Genomic DNA, 14,300 nt, shown 5'->3' with positions numbered 1-14,300 from the left:
TCGGGCAAAAGTCAGGTGGTCGACTGGCTGCGCCAGCGCTCGCGGCCCTATCTCTTCTCCAACACGCTGATGCCGGCGATCGCCGGCGCCTCGATCAAGGTGTTCGAGCTGATCCGAAATGGCGACGCCCTGCGCCAGCGCCTCTATGCCAATGCGGCGCGCTTCCGGTCCGAGATGGGCAAGCTCGGCTTCACGTTGGCCGGCGCCGATCACCCGATCATCCCGGTGATGCTGGGCGATGCCAGCCTGGCGCAGGAAATGGCGGCGCGTATGCTGAAGCGCGGCATCTATGTTATCGGCTTTTCCTTCCCGGTGGTGCCGAAAGGCCAGGCGCGCATCCGCACCCAGATGTCGGCGGCGCATTCCACCGCCGACATCGACCGTGTGGTTGAGGCGTTTACGGAGGTAGCAAGGGAACTTTCGATCATATGACCTGCGGTCTCTAACTACCTCATCGCCAAACAGGCCTTCTGGCGAAAGCCTAGAACCCCATCAGGTATCTGCGCTAAATGTTTGATCCCGGGCTCACATGACGATGCTGAGGTCAAGAGGTGTGTTAGGACGGCATCGTATTGCTCCCAATTGGTGGCGGAATCCAGAGCTGGGCCCGATTGCGTGACACGGCTCGGTCAATCGAGCCTAATCAAACTCACATACGGTCGCCGCTTGAGACGGCTGCACCAATATCCCGCTTGCGGCGGCAGGGGCCCAGAAGGCGAGACCCGTCTTTGATACGGCATTCTAGCCAGCTGGGATCTCGGTTCGCCTCCTGGATCCGCCGAGGCTGATCTGGCCTCGAGGGATGAGTGTATCGGTGTGATCTCGTCAGACGGCCTTCATGACAGCACCTTCGATGACGACGCCCGCGGTCACGTATTTCCACAGCGCCACGAGCAGCTTCCTTGCAAGGGCGACGATGGTTGTCTTTTTGAGGCGCCCCTGATTGCGCATCACGCGTTCGTGGAACCAGCGGGTAAGCGCTGAACTCGGTTGATTGCGCAGCCACAGCCAGGCCAACTCGATCATCGTCGTTCGCAGTCGGGGGTTGCCGGCCTTCGAGACGCCTTGCTCGTGCTGGACCGATCCGCTCTGCCAAGGCGTCGGCGCGAGCCCGGCATAGGCGCCGACCTGCCGGCGATTATCGAAGTGCCGGAACAGCCCTTCCGAGTAGAGGATGGCGGCACACTCGGGGCCGATACCCTTGAGATCGAGCAATGTCGCTGCTGGAGTTTCGGCGACTTCGATTGCCAGCAGAGCGTCGCGCTCGGCCTGCACCTCTTTGATTTGGGCTATCACCAGTTCGAGTCGGTCGAGCTCGCGACGGATTTGCCCCTTCAGATGTTCTGGCAGTGCGCGACCGTCGCCGGTCCTCAATTCCTCAAGCCGATGTCGCCGGTCACGTCCCAGCGGCTCGTAGCCGGTGATGCCCTGAGCAAACAGCAGGCCCTTGATCCGGTTGACATGGCAGGTCCGCTCACCAACCAGAGCCTTGCGTTCGCGGCCGATGCGCCGATGGTCCTCCTCCTTGACGCTCGGTACCCTAACCATCGCGCACACGCGCGGCTCGCCTCGTTTGTAGGCGAGCAGCGCACGCACTAACGCCTCACCATCGATCTTGTCGGTCTTGGCACGACGCCGCCGGCGCGACGTGGCAATCGAGGCGGCGTCGACGACATGGCTTTCGATCCCCTCGGCCTCCAGGATTCGATGGATCCAGAAGCCGTCGAGACCCGCCTCCTGAATGACCACAAGCGCAAAGTGCCGGCCGGCGCGCGCCTGTGCCTTGTGCTGAAGCTGGGCAAAGCGTGGCAGCAGTCCTGTGATATCGCCGCCGCGGACCGCATGTTTCGACATCTTCTCCCCACTGCCCGGCGACAGCGAAGTGATCAACCAGGTCGATTTACTGAGTTCCAAAGAAATGAAGATCGCGCCAAGATCGGTGCGGATAGCGGCAGGCGCCGCAGATCGATCGGCTACAACACGCATGATTGGCCTCCACAGAGTTGTTGGTCAGCAACCCCACTCTGCCAGAGCGCAGGTCGCTATCCACCACCGGTCATGGGATCTTTGATGGTTCATCATTGTCGTCCGAATCAAAGGATGCGCTATGGGCCAGGTCCTGCATGGGAGCGCCAAGACGACAGAGGCGGTCCGTCGAGCGATACAACATAGTCAAGCGAGCCTGAGGAGGCTTTCGAAGCGCTACGGCATCAACCCTGAGCCGGTCGCGAAGTGGAGCAAGCGGAGTTCGACCGCCGATCTGCCCACCGGCCCGAGGGAGCCGAGATCGATGGTTCTGCCTGTCGAGGAAGAGGCCGTTATTGTCGCCTTCCGCCGGTACACGCTGCTGGCGCTCGACGATTGCCTCTACGCGTTGCAGCCCACTATCCCGCATCTGGCGCACTCTTCATTGCACCGCTGTCTGCAGCGCCACGGCATCGGCCGATTGCCGGATGTCGGGCGCGACAGGCCAGCGAAGAAGTTCCCGTTCGGGAATCAGCAGCTCTGTTCGTCGATCGCGCCGCAAACATTGCTCATGAAAAAACGCAATGGTAGGTGCATCAATTGGACAGGCAAGGAACCCCCTATCAGCCATCCTCTTCAAGACGATGCAGGCCCAAGACTGTACAGTGGATAATAGAGAGTCACAACTGCGTCCTTTGTGATATTCGTTGATGGACCCCGTACCACACGGTGAATAAAAACAACAAATCCTTCAACTATATTTTACAAAAACTTTACGGCTGCCGATCGCGAATGATCGTACCTTTATCACAAAGTCTGAGGTCAGGCTCGAATTGACAGCTGAGCCGTTGACGCTCAGACCGCGGCATAGAGCGCAACATCGGAGTCGGCAGCAATGGGAAAAAGAGCACTTATCCTCGTTGAAGGTCATAGCCGAATGGGTCTTCAATACGTCCAAGCAGCTCAACGCCTTGGCCTTCATCCAATTACCCTGTCTGCTGATCCAGCTCAGTACGATTATCTTGCGGCGAAGCGCATTGAGACAATTCGTGTCGACACGGACAATCTCGATTCGCTGATCCGCGAATGTTCCCGACTATCGGTGGCCTTTGACATTGCTGGCATCACTGGGTTTTCGCGCAACGATGAGTCAGCCTGTGTGACGGCGGGCAAGCTCTGCCAGCATTTCGGTCTGCCGGGACCGAACCCCGAATCCATTGAAAGATGCTGTGACAAATTTACTCAACGCCAGTTCCTCGCGCGGGCCGGCATTCCGATACCGGCTTATCGCTTGGCAGTTAATGCAACAGATGTAGAAAGCTGTGCCGCGGAGATCGGACTACCGGTGATAGTTAAGCCTGCGGTGGGCAGCGGCAGCGTCGGGGTCCGATTGTGCCGCACTGCCGATGAGGTAGCCGAACACACGATCCATCTGCTAAGCGGGAAGCACATTTGGCAGTCTTCACCGAGGATACTCGTCGAAGAATTCGCAAAGGGCCAGCTTTACTGGGCCGACATAATGGGAGATCAGGTCATCGGAATTGGCACCGCTGAATGCGGCCCTCCACCGCATTTCCTCTCTCATGAGTGCACCATTCCGGCCCCCCTGAATGATGACGAGCATGAACGCGTCGCCGATCTTTCGCTGAGCTGTTTGCGAGCTCTGGGCCTTGGCTGGGGGCCAACGGGGATAGAATTCAGGTGGACAAAGCGTGGCCCAGTCGTCATTGAAGTCAATCCGCGGCTTCATGGCACGCCCACCCCCCAATTAATTCAGCTGGCTTACGGACTCGATCTCATCACCGAGAGTATCAAACTTGTCATCGGCGATGAATGGGATTTACGCAGGAGGCATTCGCAGACCGCGGCCGCGCGGTTCCTAAATCCTGATTGCGATGGCACCCTCGACTGGATTGATGGCGATGGCCGGGCGGCTTCTATACCTGGTGTCGCTGAGGTCAAATTTTATGTTAAACCCAAGACGCCGGTCGTCAGGAATGGCGATTACCGAGACACTATCGGACATGTCATCGCCGTTGCACCCACCAGCGCTGAGGCCGAGGCGATACTTCAGCGCGCCGTCGAGTCGATCAATTGGGTGATCACTCCAATTCCCCCGCTTGGCGAACAGGAATAGCCTGCGCACTTATTCTACTTCTCCGCACCAGCGCGTGTGAGTATGGCCGTGTTGCTTGCTCGAGTGGTCGAGCGGATCCTCATCACGGGAGAACGAGCCGTGGCAGGTTATGGGGAAACATTATGTCGAAATCGATATTGCAAAGCTGAAGAACGCTATGCGATTGTGGAAGCGCCTCGGGAAGGAGAGGTTCGCTTTTTCGGAGGTAGAGGCATCGGCCCCCGGCGTGCCCCGGATCGTTGAGTGGATGGCCAGCCGCTTTAGTCAAGTGCGATGTCGCGCTGCATTGGCCGGTCGTTAGGAAGCAGATCCAATTTCGCCGCCGACTTCGGTGATGATGCACCGAACGCAATCAAGCGTTAGCGTGGCGCTGAAACGCCTCTTGCTGAGCGAGATAGCAACCGACCTGCCGACGAACACGGCCTGTCCCGAGAAATCGCCTGCGGTCGCCAAACACCTCCTGCCACCGCGCCCATCCGGACATCCGCAGACCATGCCGCAGTGGATTAGATTATTGTCGCGTGGACCAGTCTATGTGAGCTGAGGAACTCTCAAGAGAATCCAGGCCATCCTGCCGACAGCCGGAACCCTATCTCCGAATCGAGGGGCGCGAAGTACTGCGCGACCGCGCGGCCCTGCTGCGCAGTATGTCGAGTCGGACTCCTGGCATGCTCAAGCACCTGGTCGAACACGGCCGAACCCATCTCTTGCCACGTCCGTCCGCTATGCGACGGCGGGAGATTACGCAACTGCAGTGGATCCCGCGACGATGCATTTCAAACCGCGCGGCTTTCTGCGGCTCGCACTTCAGCAGTCGCCGCATTTTGACGCAAGTTTTCTTTCCCCGGCGATATTATTCCAAGATGCCACACTCAGGCGACAAGCGAATCCCTCGACCGTTGGTATCGACAAGACCAAAAGAAGCGCGGGCTAATCGCGCCACTAAACTAAAAAGGGGAACTGGACATGACGATCTCTCGACGCGAAATCCTCAAGGCTGGTTTGGCCGCCGGAACGGCTTTATCGATCCCTTCAGTGCTGCGGGCGCAGACAGTGTCAGCCGGCGCGCGGACAGTGCACATGGTGAAGGGTGACCTGCGCATCTTCGATCCGATCTGGACGGCAACGAACATCACCGCCGACTACGGCGCGGCGATTTACGACACGCTATTCGCTTTCGACTCGGAATTCATGCCTCAGCCGCAAATGGTCGGGAAATTTGACGTCTCTGACGACAAGAAGACGTATACCTTCGAACTGCGGGACGGCCTGAGCTGGCACGACGGCAACCCCGTCACCGCGGCAGACTGTGTCGCCTCGATCCGTCGCTGGGGCCAGGTGGCCCCCGGCGGACAGCTGATCATGGCGCGCGCCAGCGACATCTCGAAGAAGGATGACAAGACTTTCACGATCTCGCTCAAGGAGCCCTTGGGACTTCTGGTCGATCTCCTGGCGGATCTTACGCCGCCGTGCCTGTTCGTCATGCGCGAGAAGGACGCGAACCGGCCTGCGACCGAGCAGGTGACTACGACCATCGGATCGGGGCCGTTTAAGTTCAACGAAGCTCTAGCCAAGCCAGGCGCAAGCTATACCTTTGATCGCAATGAAAAATATGTACCGCGCAAGGAGCCGTCCGACGGATTGGCTGGCGGAAAGATCGTCAAGGTCGATCGTGTCATCTGGGATGTTATCGCCGACCAGCAGACGGCGATGGCAGCCTTGCAAGCGGGTGAGATTGATTACTTCGAGACGCCGCCGGCAGACCTTTATTCCTTGGTCGAGAGCGATCCCAACCTTGAACTTCAGGTTCTGGACATGGCGGGCTGGGACGCGCTCGTGCGCATGAATTTCCTGCAGCCGCCATTCGACAACGTCAAGGCGCGACAGGCCGTGCTTCACTTGATTGATCAAGAGGCGTTCATGCGCGTCATGGCCCCTGACCCAAAATATTCCACTGCCCTCACCTCTATCTTTGGAAACACTACGCCGGCATCCAACGACGAAAATACGGGATGGTTCAAAAAGGGCGGCGACCCGGAAAAGGCTAGCCAGCTGTTCAAGGAAGCCGGATACGCCGGCGAGAAGGTCGTTATTCTCGATCCGACGGACTGGCACGAAGGAGACAATGCCTCGCAGCTACTGGCGGCGGCGCTACAGAAGATTGGGGTCAACGCTGAGCTCGCGCCGATGGATTGGGGCACACTCTCCACGCGCCGGGCAAACAAAGGCCCCGTCGAGGGCGGCGGCTGGAACATGTTCATCACGACGGAAATGGATTACTCCCTTGGCGATCCGCTCACAGATCCCCTCCTAACCGCGAATGGCGACCAAGCTTGGTACGGCTGGCCGAAGAACGACGAATACGAGGCGCTGCGGGCCAAATGGGCAAATGTTATAACAGTCGAAGAGCGAAAAGCGCTTGCACGCAAGATGCAAGGGATCTGGTGGGACTTCGTCGGCGATGTGAGGTTGGGAAAATACATCTCGCCGATCGCTCGCCGGAAGACCCTCACGGGTCTCATCGGCGTGCCCGCAATCGTCCCGATGTGGAACATGGAAAAAGCCTGAGCGATGGCGGTCTACATCCTTCGCAGGTTGGTTTCGACCATCGCCGGGATCTTGGTCTTCCTGCGTCTCAGGCTTGCGCCCGGCGATCCGGCGGCGATCATCGCCGGCAAGGTGGTCAGCGCGGAGAGCGTCGTGTTCACCAGATCCCGGAGTAAAGTTGGGGCAGGGAGCGCCAGAATCAGAGGCGCCATTAGGCCGCCGCCTGTACTGACCAATTGATGATGGAGAACATCAGAACTCACAGTCGGATTGCTGGGGAGACGTGGGCGGCTCTGGGTGGGCTTCTAATCGGTGTTGTCGCTGGCAACAGTTGCAGCTTTTGTCATGGCTGATGTTGATCCCGACGATCCTGCTGCCGCCGCGCCGTTCCCGGCACCAGACTTCTGGTCACGTCAAAAACGCTCGCCGAATCTGAATCTTATCGAGCAATTCTTTGCCAAGGCAAACATTGGCTCAGAAAGATGCACGAACCGTCGAAACGGTCCGCAGCATCGTGGGCGAATTCCTCAATCGCCATCATATCAACCGACGAGCAGCCCACGTGATATCACCCGGCTGACCCAAAATGCGTCATGGATTTCAAACTGAACCGCTTTATGGGCTCTGCTTTTTCGCCATCCGACGCGTTTTGGCGCAAACCTGTCCCCTCCGCAGGTCATTTTTCCTGGAAGCGAATAATCACTTTGAGAGAGGCGACCTCTCCGAACCGGGAAATCGCTTAACACAAAAGGCGATGAGACATGTGGCAGTTTGCCAAGACAGATGGGCAAGGATGAAAATTGCGCTCGGACCCTTGCCCGTGAAACTATTGGAGAACGTGTGGATTCCGCTTGCCGATGGAACCCGTCTGGCTGCGAAGATCTGGCTGCCGGAGGACGCGGCATCCAACCCGGTTCCCGCAATTGTCGACTACATCCCTACCGTAAACGTGATGGCACGGTTTAGGGGGGACGAGGGGATGTATCGTTATTTCGCTTCGCATAGCTGGTGCGAGCATCCGTCTAGACATCCGGGGCACCGGCGATTCCGAGGGTCTGTTCGAGGATGAATACGTCAAACAAGAGCAGGACGATGCTGTCGAAGCCATCGAGTGGATGACGCGCCAAGCCTGATGCAGCGGCAGTGCGGGAATGATCGGCGCAAGTCGTGGGATGGGTTCAGCGCCTTGCAAATCGCGGCGCGCCGGCCCAAGCGTCTGAAGACGATCATCACACACTGCTCGACTGACGATCGCTACGCCGACGATGGGCACTACATGGGCGGATGCCTTCTCAACGACACGTTGGCTTGGAGCACCACGTGTGTCACGAGCATGGCACAAATCACCCGATCCCGAGATTATCGGCGAGGAGCGCTGGCGCACGATGTGGATGGAGCGCCTTGAGAATGCGCGCCCGACATTGATTGATTGGGTCGCTCACCAGCGCCGAGATGAGTTCTGGAAGCAGGGCTCGGTCTGCGAAGACTACGATGCAATCGATTGCGCGGTTTTCACGGTCGGTGGATGGGGAGATGGCTTTTCAACGCCGTATTCCGGCTTCTCTCAAATCTGAGATCGCCACGGAAAGGGCTGATTGGCCCTGGGGGTCATACCTGTGATCTCAGAACTGGCGGTATGCCGTCAGAGCTCGTTGACGGGTTCCACGGGGAGTATGAGCAACACCGAACCCAGAAAATGGGCAAGCAAAGCGGCCGCCAGTCGCTTCAGGTTGACCGCCGCCGCGGTGAGATAGGCCTGAATTTTCATGTTGCCGAGACCGCGCCGGACCGCCCAAGCGAGGCCGTGCCAATTCTTGGCCTCGCGGTATAGCCTTCCGAGTGCCACCTATGGCGCTGATAGAGCTGCTTCTTTTCCGACCATCGCTCGCGGCGCCTGCGCGCCCGCAACAAGGCCGGATAGTCGTCGCCCAGGATGACCGCCTTGTTTACCCGCTCTTTGGATAAGCAAATGGAAGCAAGATCGCAGCCGACACAGTCTCGGGAGAAGAAGCGCCCGTGCTTTACCCGCCGGTTCGGGCGCAGGATCTTGCCGCGCAGGCATTTGAGGACGTCGTGCTTGGCGTCGTAGCGGAAGCGGCGTAGCGGTACAGAACTTCGGTGTCAATGCCGCTCGAATTTTCTTCAAAAGTGCCGAAGTAAAATTCCCCAGTTTCGCCGCTCAGGCTGTCGCGGAAGAGTGTCCATTTCTCGGCGGCCGGCCGCGCGGCCGCGATGGGGCATTTAGTGTCGGCGGCGTGATGGAGGCTTTTGATCGCAAGTGTTCGGGCATGAGCTCGGCGTGCTGGCGGAGCCGATAACTCGATCCTTCGATCTGGACGACGACCGCATGATGAAGCAGGCGATCGAGAAGTGCGGTTGCGACGACAGGATCGCCGAAGACCTCGCCCCATTCGGCGAAGCCGCGGTTTGACGTGAGAATCATGGCGCCCTTCTCATAGCGGGCGTTGACGACCTGGAAGAACAGATTGCCGCCACCGTGGATGACGGGCAGGTAGCCGATCTCGTCGACAACGAGCAGAGCAGGCCGGCAGAAGAAGCGGATGCGTTCCTGCAGGCGGCCTTCGCGTTCGGCGCTTGCCAGTGCGCGATGAGTTCGGCGAGCGTGCAGAAATAGACGCTCTTTCCAGCCTTCACAGCCTCGACGGCAAGTGCGATGGCCAGATGGCATCGTAGAAGGCCAACGGGCGCTGAGCGACCCTGTCGCCTGAGCCATGAAGGATGACCTCGTCGTTCCTCGGCGCTTGTGGACGTGGACGTTGCGATGCCCGGGCTCGACATGACGCTGATGCCAACCTTCGAGAATGGAATGGATGGCAATCAGTGCGCCGTGTCGCCGAAATCCTGCTCCACAAGAGGCAACACTTCGAGTTTTTCGTTTCCCAGCAGCGCGACCCAAATTTCTCGCCCCTCGATGTACTCTTCCACGAGCGCATCCTGAGCGAATCGCGTGACGATCACTTCTAAGGCCTGCCTCAACTGGGCGGCCTCATGTACGAGCTGCACTCCGCAGCTGTCCGATTCGTGACGGGGCTTCACAATCATTGGGAATCGCAGCTCGCCGGTACTTTCGGTGCCGTGACGCATCACGCGAAAATTCGGCGTTGGCAAGCCACGATCGCGGATGAGCCTCTTGGTGATAACCTTGTCGAGCGCGAGCCCATGCTCGAGTGGACCGGACTCCAGTGTACGGGACCCGGCCATCTCGAGCATGGCCGGAACGTGGGTGAGACGCCACTCGCCCTGAATTCCGTATGCCATGTTGAACACGAGTCCCAAGGGGCGGGTTTGGCACTCCGGTGCCATGAACCGGTCGGGCGTAGCGAACATGCTTTTATTCGTTCCGCATAGCAGCGTCTCGTGACCGCCTTCTTGCAGTGCCGCCGCCACGCTTTCAATCGTCTCGCGGTCATATGCCTCCGGACAAGGCTGACCGAACCGATTGATCACGCCACGATCATCATCGTTCCAAACGACAGCTATGCGCATGAGCTACTCCCTAGATGTTTGCCCGCTGTCGGCTCATTCCTTGATTGCTCGAAGAAAACAACTCGTCTGGCCCCCGTACCTGGCCGGCCGTCCAAGCGGCAAGCGGATCCTGCTTCCTGCCACAGAAGGAAAATCGGTTGCTCAGCAAAAGAAAAAGCTGCCGAACAATATGCTACCTGTCCCAGCAATTGGTGGCGCAACTACCTGGCCCGTCGCAGCGTAGCTGTGTTCCGCGTTGACCGGCGGACGCAAGGCGATAACGACGAGGAGCATCAACTGGAGGATTGTGAGCCACCAACATTAAGAAGCGGGTCAGCCTTGCGGCTCGTGGCGCGTACGATTGCCGCTCCCTGCGCAGATGCTCAGCTAGGCCTGACCTGCCAGAAAAAGTGCAGCCATCAGAGTCACGACCAGCGTCGTCCAATAAGGCTAGGTCCGCGTTTTGAGCTGCGCCGTTAGTGGCACGTGTAAGACGAACGGATAATTGTCGCTGTAATCCTGCCGATTGGCAGGCGGCCTATCGGTGACTACCTTTGGCACCGTTGAAGCGGCCGCCGGCCTCTGACGCCAGTACTCCGACGGGCAATTCACCTCGCGTGCCAGCCGATGAGGCTGCCAAAAGGTGTGCTTCGCACCGCCAGCGGCGTCAGCCGATCCGAGAGGCCTTTCTGGGACACGGCGTAGAGCTCGCTAAGCTCCCGCGTTAGAGCCTCCCGGGGCAAGTCGTCAGAGGACATTTGGTGCCTGGTCATCAGCCGGGCATTATCGTCCACCGTCGAGCGCAGTAGCCGCCCCAGTCGTCAAGGATGAGCAGTTGCACACGAGCCAGCTTGTCGATGAGACGGGGAAAGCGGCCGTCGAAGACGCGCCAGGGCGAGATCTTCGAACAGACGCGGCATGCGCAGGTAGAGCACGGAATGATCGAGCCGGGCGGCCTGACGTCCGAAGGCGCAGGCCAGCCAAGTCTTTCCGGTGCCGGTCTGCCCGGTGATGATGAGGTTTTCATGCGCCTTCAGCCAGGCGCCTTGGGCCAGCGACAGCGTATTGCGCCGGTCGAGCCCGTGATGCGCGGCGAAGTCGATGTTCTCGATGCAGGCGTCGACAAAGCGCAGCCTGGCAACGGCGAGACGGTTGGTCAGACGCTTGTCGGCACGCATGGCGGCTTCACGATCGAGCATCAGGCCGAGCCACTCGTCGCGACTGAGATCGTCGGCGTTGCTCTGGTCGGCCAGGTCCCGATAGGCGGCGGCCATTCCGCCAAGGCCGAGAGCCTGGATCTGGTCGAGGGTTGGATGTGTCAGCATGGTTGGTTTCCTTTCCTTCATTGGTAATAGGAGCCGCCGCGGATGTTGGTGTGCGATGGCGTGGGCTTGACCGGCTCGGCCGCGGGTGGCACGCGGTCGAGGCCGGATTTGAGGATGGCGTCGACGGAGGAGTAGGTGATCGCATTGATGGTCAGCGCCCGCTCGCAGGCCGCCTCGAGCCTATCCCGCTCGTAGCGACGGGCCAGCGAGAGGATGCCAAACGCGGAGCGGTATCCCTGCTCGGGATGGGGACGGTCGCGCATCATCCGCTCGAGCAGCATGGCGGTGTTGGCGCCGATCCCGGCTGCCTGCCGGATCAGGTTCGCCGGCGTCGTGTTGGCATAGCGCTGGTGCGCCTTGGGCATGTGCTCGTTGACGGTGACATGGCCGCAGCCCTCCAGCGTCGTATATCGCGCCGAGGCTGATCCTGTGTTGTGGTCTCCTCTGCGGGCTCTCTGTTAAACAGTGGTCACGCCGCCTTTGGCGCGGATTGAACCGTACAGGCGATGGACCAGATGAAGCCCACGATCTCGCGTCCGATGGCAACATTGACGACGTTCGCATTCTTGCCGCGCGCGCTCAGCCGACGATATCGGGTGCACAGCCGACTTGCGCTTTCCACCCAATATCGCGAACGAGGTCTTGGCAGCGCCTGGAACGATCGACCTTGTGCCGGCAGATGGGCGCTCCCATCCGGTAAGCACAGGCTCCCTCGACCAGCGCGCGCCGGACATGAGTGTTGCCGGTCTTGGTGATGCCGGCGCGCCAGACGGTCTCGCCACAAGAACATACTCTGCATCTACACGGCATTCAGCCGCGTCCGCTTCGCTTACTTCCTGAAGCAAAGCGTGACTCCAAATGCAGGACGGCGCGTCGCGCTGTTTGCAGAACGGCGGTTCATTGCCGGTCGGACGCGTAGTCTTGCGCCGGAGTCCCGCCCCTGTTCGCGGGCCCGACAAGGGTTGCTGCGCGAATGCCGCGGTCAAATAATCAAGGCGATCGGCACTAGGCATGACGAGCTTTCTCTTGCCGGAAGCCCTCATCGTTCACAATGAAGGGCTTGATGCCGGCTCGGTACTTTGAAGAGCGCGTTGTTCGTTCCTTTGCGCCCGTTTATTGCACTTTATCGTCATCTTTCTTCAGCTCGCGCGCTCGATAAGACTGCGCGGGGTGTCCGGCTAACTGGGACCCCTGCAAACACGATCTCTCCGCCGGTTGCCGTGTTAGGTCGCATGCGGTTGAAGGGGTCAATGTTCGGAACCTAACACACCGGGGCGCAAGTATCAGTTATTACGCGCCAAACATGTGGTTTTGACGGTCTTGCTCGCACAACCGGCTGCGGCTATAGCGACAATCTGGGAGACGAATCTCATCCTGATCGCCGCGCCGCATGCGGCACGCCGATTGCATGAGACAAGGAGATGCGTGTTTCAGAATTCGCGGACACCCATTCCGCTAATTCGCGGACAGCGATTTCAGTAATTACGGGACATTATTCCGCTAATTCCCGGACAGTCTTCGGGGCGGATAACGGTCGGTTCTCGGGAGCGTCGTTCTGGCATTTTGCCCTCTCATCATCAGGTTGAGAGAGGCCATGCCAAGACGGAAGCAAGCGAGACGAACGACAGTGAAAGACCTACGATCAATCCTGCGCCTGACGCATGAGCAGGGCCTCTCGGTGCGAGCGGTGTCGGAACGGCTGAAGATCAGCAAGACTTCGGTTTCGACCTATCTGTTGCGGGCGCGTGAGGCTGGCATCTCGGACTGGCCGCTGCCGCCGGGCTATGACAATGACGTATTGCTTGAGTGGCTTCTGTTTCGCCGGGTTGGCCGTCCGCCGGAGGACTGGACGAGCCCGATTGGGCGATGATCTCGCGCGAGCTGAAGCGCAAGGGCGTGACGCTGACGTTGTTGTGGCAGGAATACCGCGCGGCGCACCCCGATGGTTATGGCTACACTTGGTTTTGCGGCCGGTTCGGCGCTTTCCAGCGCCGGTCGAGCGCAACGTTCCGCAACCGCCACGAGGCGGGCGCGGTGATGCAGACCGACTACGCGGGCCACACCGTGCCCGTTGTCGATCCCGATACTGGCGTCATCTGCTAGGCTCAGATCTTCGTTGCGGTGCTGGGCGCCTCGTCCTTCACCTTCGGCCATGCTAGCTTCAGCCAAAAACTGCCGGACTGGATCGAGGGCCAGTGCCGGGCACTCACCTTCTTCGGCGGGGTAACTGAGGCGATCGTCTGCGACAATCTGAAGGCCGGCGTCGCCAAGGCGCTGTGGTTCGGCCGACGCTCAACCAGACCTTCGCCGCCATGGCCGAACATTACGACACGACGATCCTGCCGACCCGCAGCCGCAAGCCGCGCGACAAGGGCAGGTCGAGGGCGCGGTGCTGATCGTCGAGCGCTGGGTCTGGCCCGGCTGCGCAATCGGCGCTTCTTCAGTCTCGGCGATCTCAACGCTGCCATTGCGGTTCTGCTGGAGGATCTCAACAACCGCCCCATGCGCCATGTCGGCAAAGCCGCCGCGAACTGTTCGAGGAGATCGAGCGGTTGGCTCTGGCGCCGCTGCGGTAGGCGCCGTTCGAATATGCGGAGTGGAAATCGGCGAAGGTGCATCCCGACTACCATGTCGAGATCGACAGGACCTTCTACTCGGTGCCGCACGCGCTGATCGGGCGGCGCGTGAATGTGCGGCTCACCCCCGGGTGGTCGAGCTCTTCCATGATTACAAGCGCGTCGCCAGCCATATCCGCCGCTCGCAGCAATGCCGGGGAGCCCTCGTGTACAGTACGAGCCTTGATGCTCGCCACCTAGACAGAGGCAGCCCCAAACGAAACA

9 protein-coding genes and 6 pseudogenes are annotated in these 14,300 nt (G+C 59.7%); 8 read left to right on the top strand and 7 right to left on the bottom strand.

Going from position 1 to position 14,300, the window contains the following annotated elements; translation table 11 throughout:
* On the top strand, positions 1–432 hold a 432-nt coding region (locus NKI61_RS24220), incomplete at its 5' end, for an aminotransferase class I/II-fold pyridoxal phosphate-dependent enzyme (protein ID WP_352841219.1).
* Between the two features lie 393 nt (positions 433–825).
* On the opposite strand, the gene NKI61_RS24215 is transcribed toward NKI61_RS24220, so the two are convergent.
* The gene (locus NKI61_RS24215; RefSeq protein WP_352841217.1) at positions 826–1,986 is read right to left on the bottom strand and encodes an IS110 family RNA-guided transposase; all 1,161 of its coding nucleotides are present in this window, start codon (positions 1,984–1,986) and stop codon (positions 826–828) included.
* A 121-nt stretch (positions 1,987–2,107) separates the two neighbouring features.
* Here NKI61_RS24215 and NKI61_RS24210 point away from each other — a divergent pair.
* The 3 genes and pseudogenes from NKI61_RS24210 to NKI61_RS24200 all read left to right on the top strand — a co-directional run.
* Positions 2,108–2,485, top strand: a pseudogene (locus tag NKI61_RS24210) (transposase family protein); the annotation flags it as partial.
* 375 nt (positions 2,486–2,860) lie between these two features.
* On the top strand, positions 2,861–4,102 hold the full coding sequence (locus tag NKI61_RS24205; RefSeq protein ID WP_352841215.1) for an ATP-grasp domain-containing protein: 1,242 nt from the start codon (positions 2,861–2,863) through the stop codon (positions 4,100–4,102).
* A gap of 966 nt (positions 4,103–5,068) precedes the next feature.
* Entirely contained in the window at positions 5,069–6,670 is a 1,602-nt protein-coding gene (locus NKI61_RS24200) for an ABC transporter substrate-binding protein (protein WP_352841213.1), read from the top strand.
* 11 nt (positions 6,671–6,681) lie between these two features.
* Here the strand turns inward: NKI61_RS24200 and NKI61_RS32970 are convergent, their stop codons facing one another.
* Positions 6,682–6,861 (bottom strand): hypothetical protein, encoded by a 180-nt coding sequence (locus tag NKI61_RS32970; protein WP_502899915.1) that lies wholly within the window; start codon positions 6,859–6,861, stop codon positions 6,682–6,684.
* Between the two features lie 133 nt (positions 6,862–6,994).
* Between NKI61_RS32970 and NKI61_RS24190 the strand changes: the two genes are divergently transcribed.
* The 3 genes and pseudogenes from NKI61_RS24190 to NKI61_RS24180 all read left to right on the top strand — a co-directional run bounded on the left by NKI61_RS24190 (position 6,995) and on the right by NKI61_RS24180 (position 8,223).
* Positions 6,995–7,258, top strand: coding sequence for a hypothetical protein (locus NKI61_RS24190; RefSeq protein ID WP_352841211.1), 264 nt, complete (start codon positions 6,995–6,997; stop codon positions 7,256–7,258).
* Between the two features lie 374 nt (positions 7,259–7,632).
* Positions 7,633–7,782 carry a CocE/NonD family hydrolase gene (locus NKI61_RS24185; protein ID WP_352841227.1) on the top strand — a complete coding sequence of 50 codons (150 nt, stop codon included), beginning with the start codon at positions 7,633–7,635 and terminating at the stop codon, positions 7,780–7,782.
* Positions 7,782–8,223: pseudogene (locus tag NKI61_RS24180) on the top strand (CocE/NonD family hydrolase). Before NKI61_RS24185 ends, NKI61_RS24180 begins: the two are co-directional and overlap by 1 nt.
* A gap of 98 nt (positions 8,224–8,321) precedes the next feature.
* Here NKI61_RS24180 and NKI61_RS24175 read toward each other — a convergent pair.
* The 5 genes and pseudogenes from NKI61_RS24175 to NKI61_RS24155 form a co-directional block, all read right to left on the bottom strand.
* Positions 8,322–8,767: pseudogene (locus tag NKI61_RS24175) on the bottom strand (transposase); the annotation flags it as partial.
* Positions 8,768–8,828: 61 nt separating this feature from the next.
* Positions 8,829–9,448, bottom strand: a pseudogene (locus NKI61_RS24170) (ATP-binding protein).
* Between the two features lie 39 nt (positions 9,449–9,487).
* A complete protein-coding gene (locus tag NKI61_RS24165) occupies positions 9,488–10,156 on the bottom strand; it encodes an ATP-grasp domain-containing protein (protein ID WP_352841208.1) in 669 nt (222 codons plus the stop codon).
* A gap of 800 nt (positions 10,157–10,956) precedes the next feature.
* Positions 10,957–11,409, bottom strand: a complete 453-nt coding sequence (locus NKI61_RS24160; protein ID WP_352841207.1) for an ATP-binding protein — start codon at positions 11,407–11,409, stop codon at positions 10,957–10,959.
* Between the two features lie 68 nt (positions 11,410–11,477).
* Positions 11,478–11,852: pseudogene (locus NKI61_RS24155) on the bottom strand (IS21 family transposase); the annotation flags it as partial.
* Between the two features lie 1,202 nt (positions 11,853–13,054).
* On the opposite strand from NKI61_RS24155, the pseudogene istA reads away from it, so the two are divergent.
* Positions 13,055–14,227: pseudogene (gene istA / locus NKI61_RS24150) on the top strand (IS21 family transposase); the annotation flags it as partial.
* Positions 14,228–14,300 lie beyond the last annotated feature (73 nt).

The sequence above is a fragment of the Mesorhizobium sp. M0514 genome (assembly GCF_040321145.1).
GTDB lineage: Bacteria > Pseudomonadota > Alphaproteobacteria > Rhizobiales > Rhizobiaceae > Mesorhizobium.
Note: the sequence above shows the minus strand (reverse complement) of the source record. Positions and strands in the feature narration are given on the sequence as shown.

Excerpts from the sequence above, each read along its gene's own strand:
- NKI61_RS24215 (WP_352841217.1), bottom strand. The coding sequence starts at position 1,986 with ATGCGTGTTGTAGCCGATCGATCTGCGGCGCCTGCCGCTATCCGCACC.
- NKI61_RS24205 (WP_352841215.1), top strand. The coding sequence starts at position 2,861 with ATGGGAAAAAGAGCACTTATCCTCGTTGAAGGTCATAGCCGAATGGGT.
- NKI61_RS24200 (WP_352841213.1), top strand. The coding sequence starts at position 5,069 with ATGACGATCTCTCGACGCGAAATCCTCAAGGCTGGTTTGGCCGCCGGA.
- NKI61_RS32970 (WP_502899915.1), bottom strand. The coding sequence starts at position 6,861 with ATGGCGCCTCTGATTCTGGCGCTCCCTGCCCCAACTTTACTCCGGGAT.
- NKI61_RS24190 (WP_352841211.1), top strand. The coding sequence starts at position 6,995 with ATGGCTGATGTTGATCCCGACGATCCTGCTGCCGCCGCGCCGTTCCCG.
- NKI61_RS24165 (WP_352841208.1), bottom strand. The coding sequence starts at position 10,156 with ATGCGCATAGCTGTCGTTTGGAACGATGATGATCGTGGCGTGATCAAT.
- NKI61_RS24160 (WP_352841207.1), bottom strand. The coding sequence starts at position 11,409 with ATGGCCGCCGCCTATCGGGACCTGGCCGACCAGAGCAACGCCGACGAT.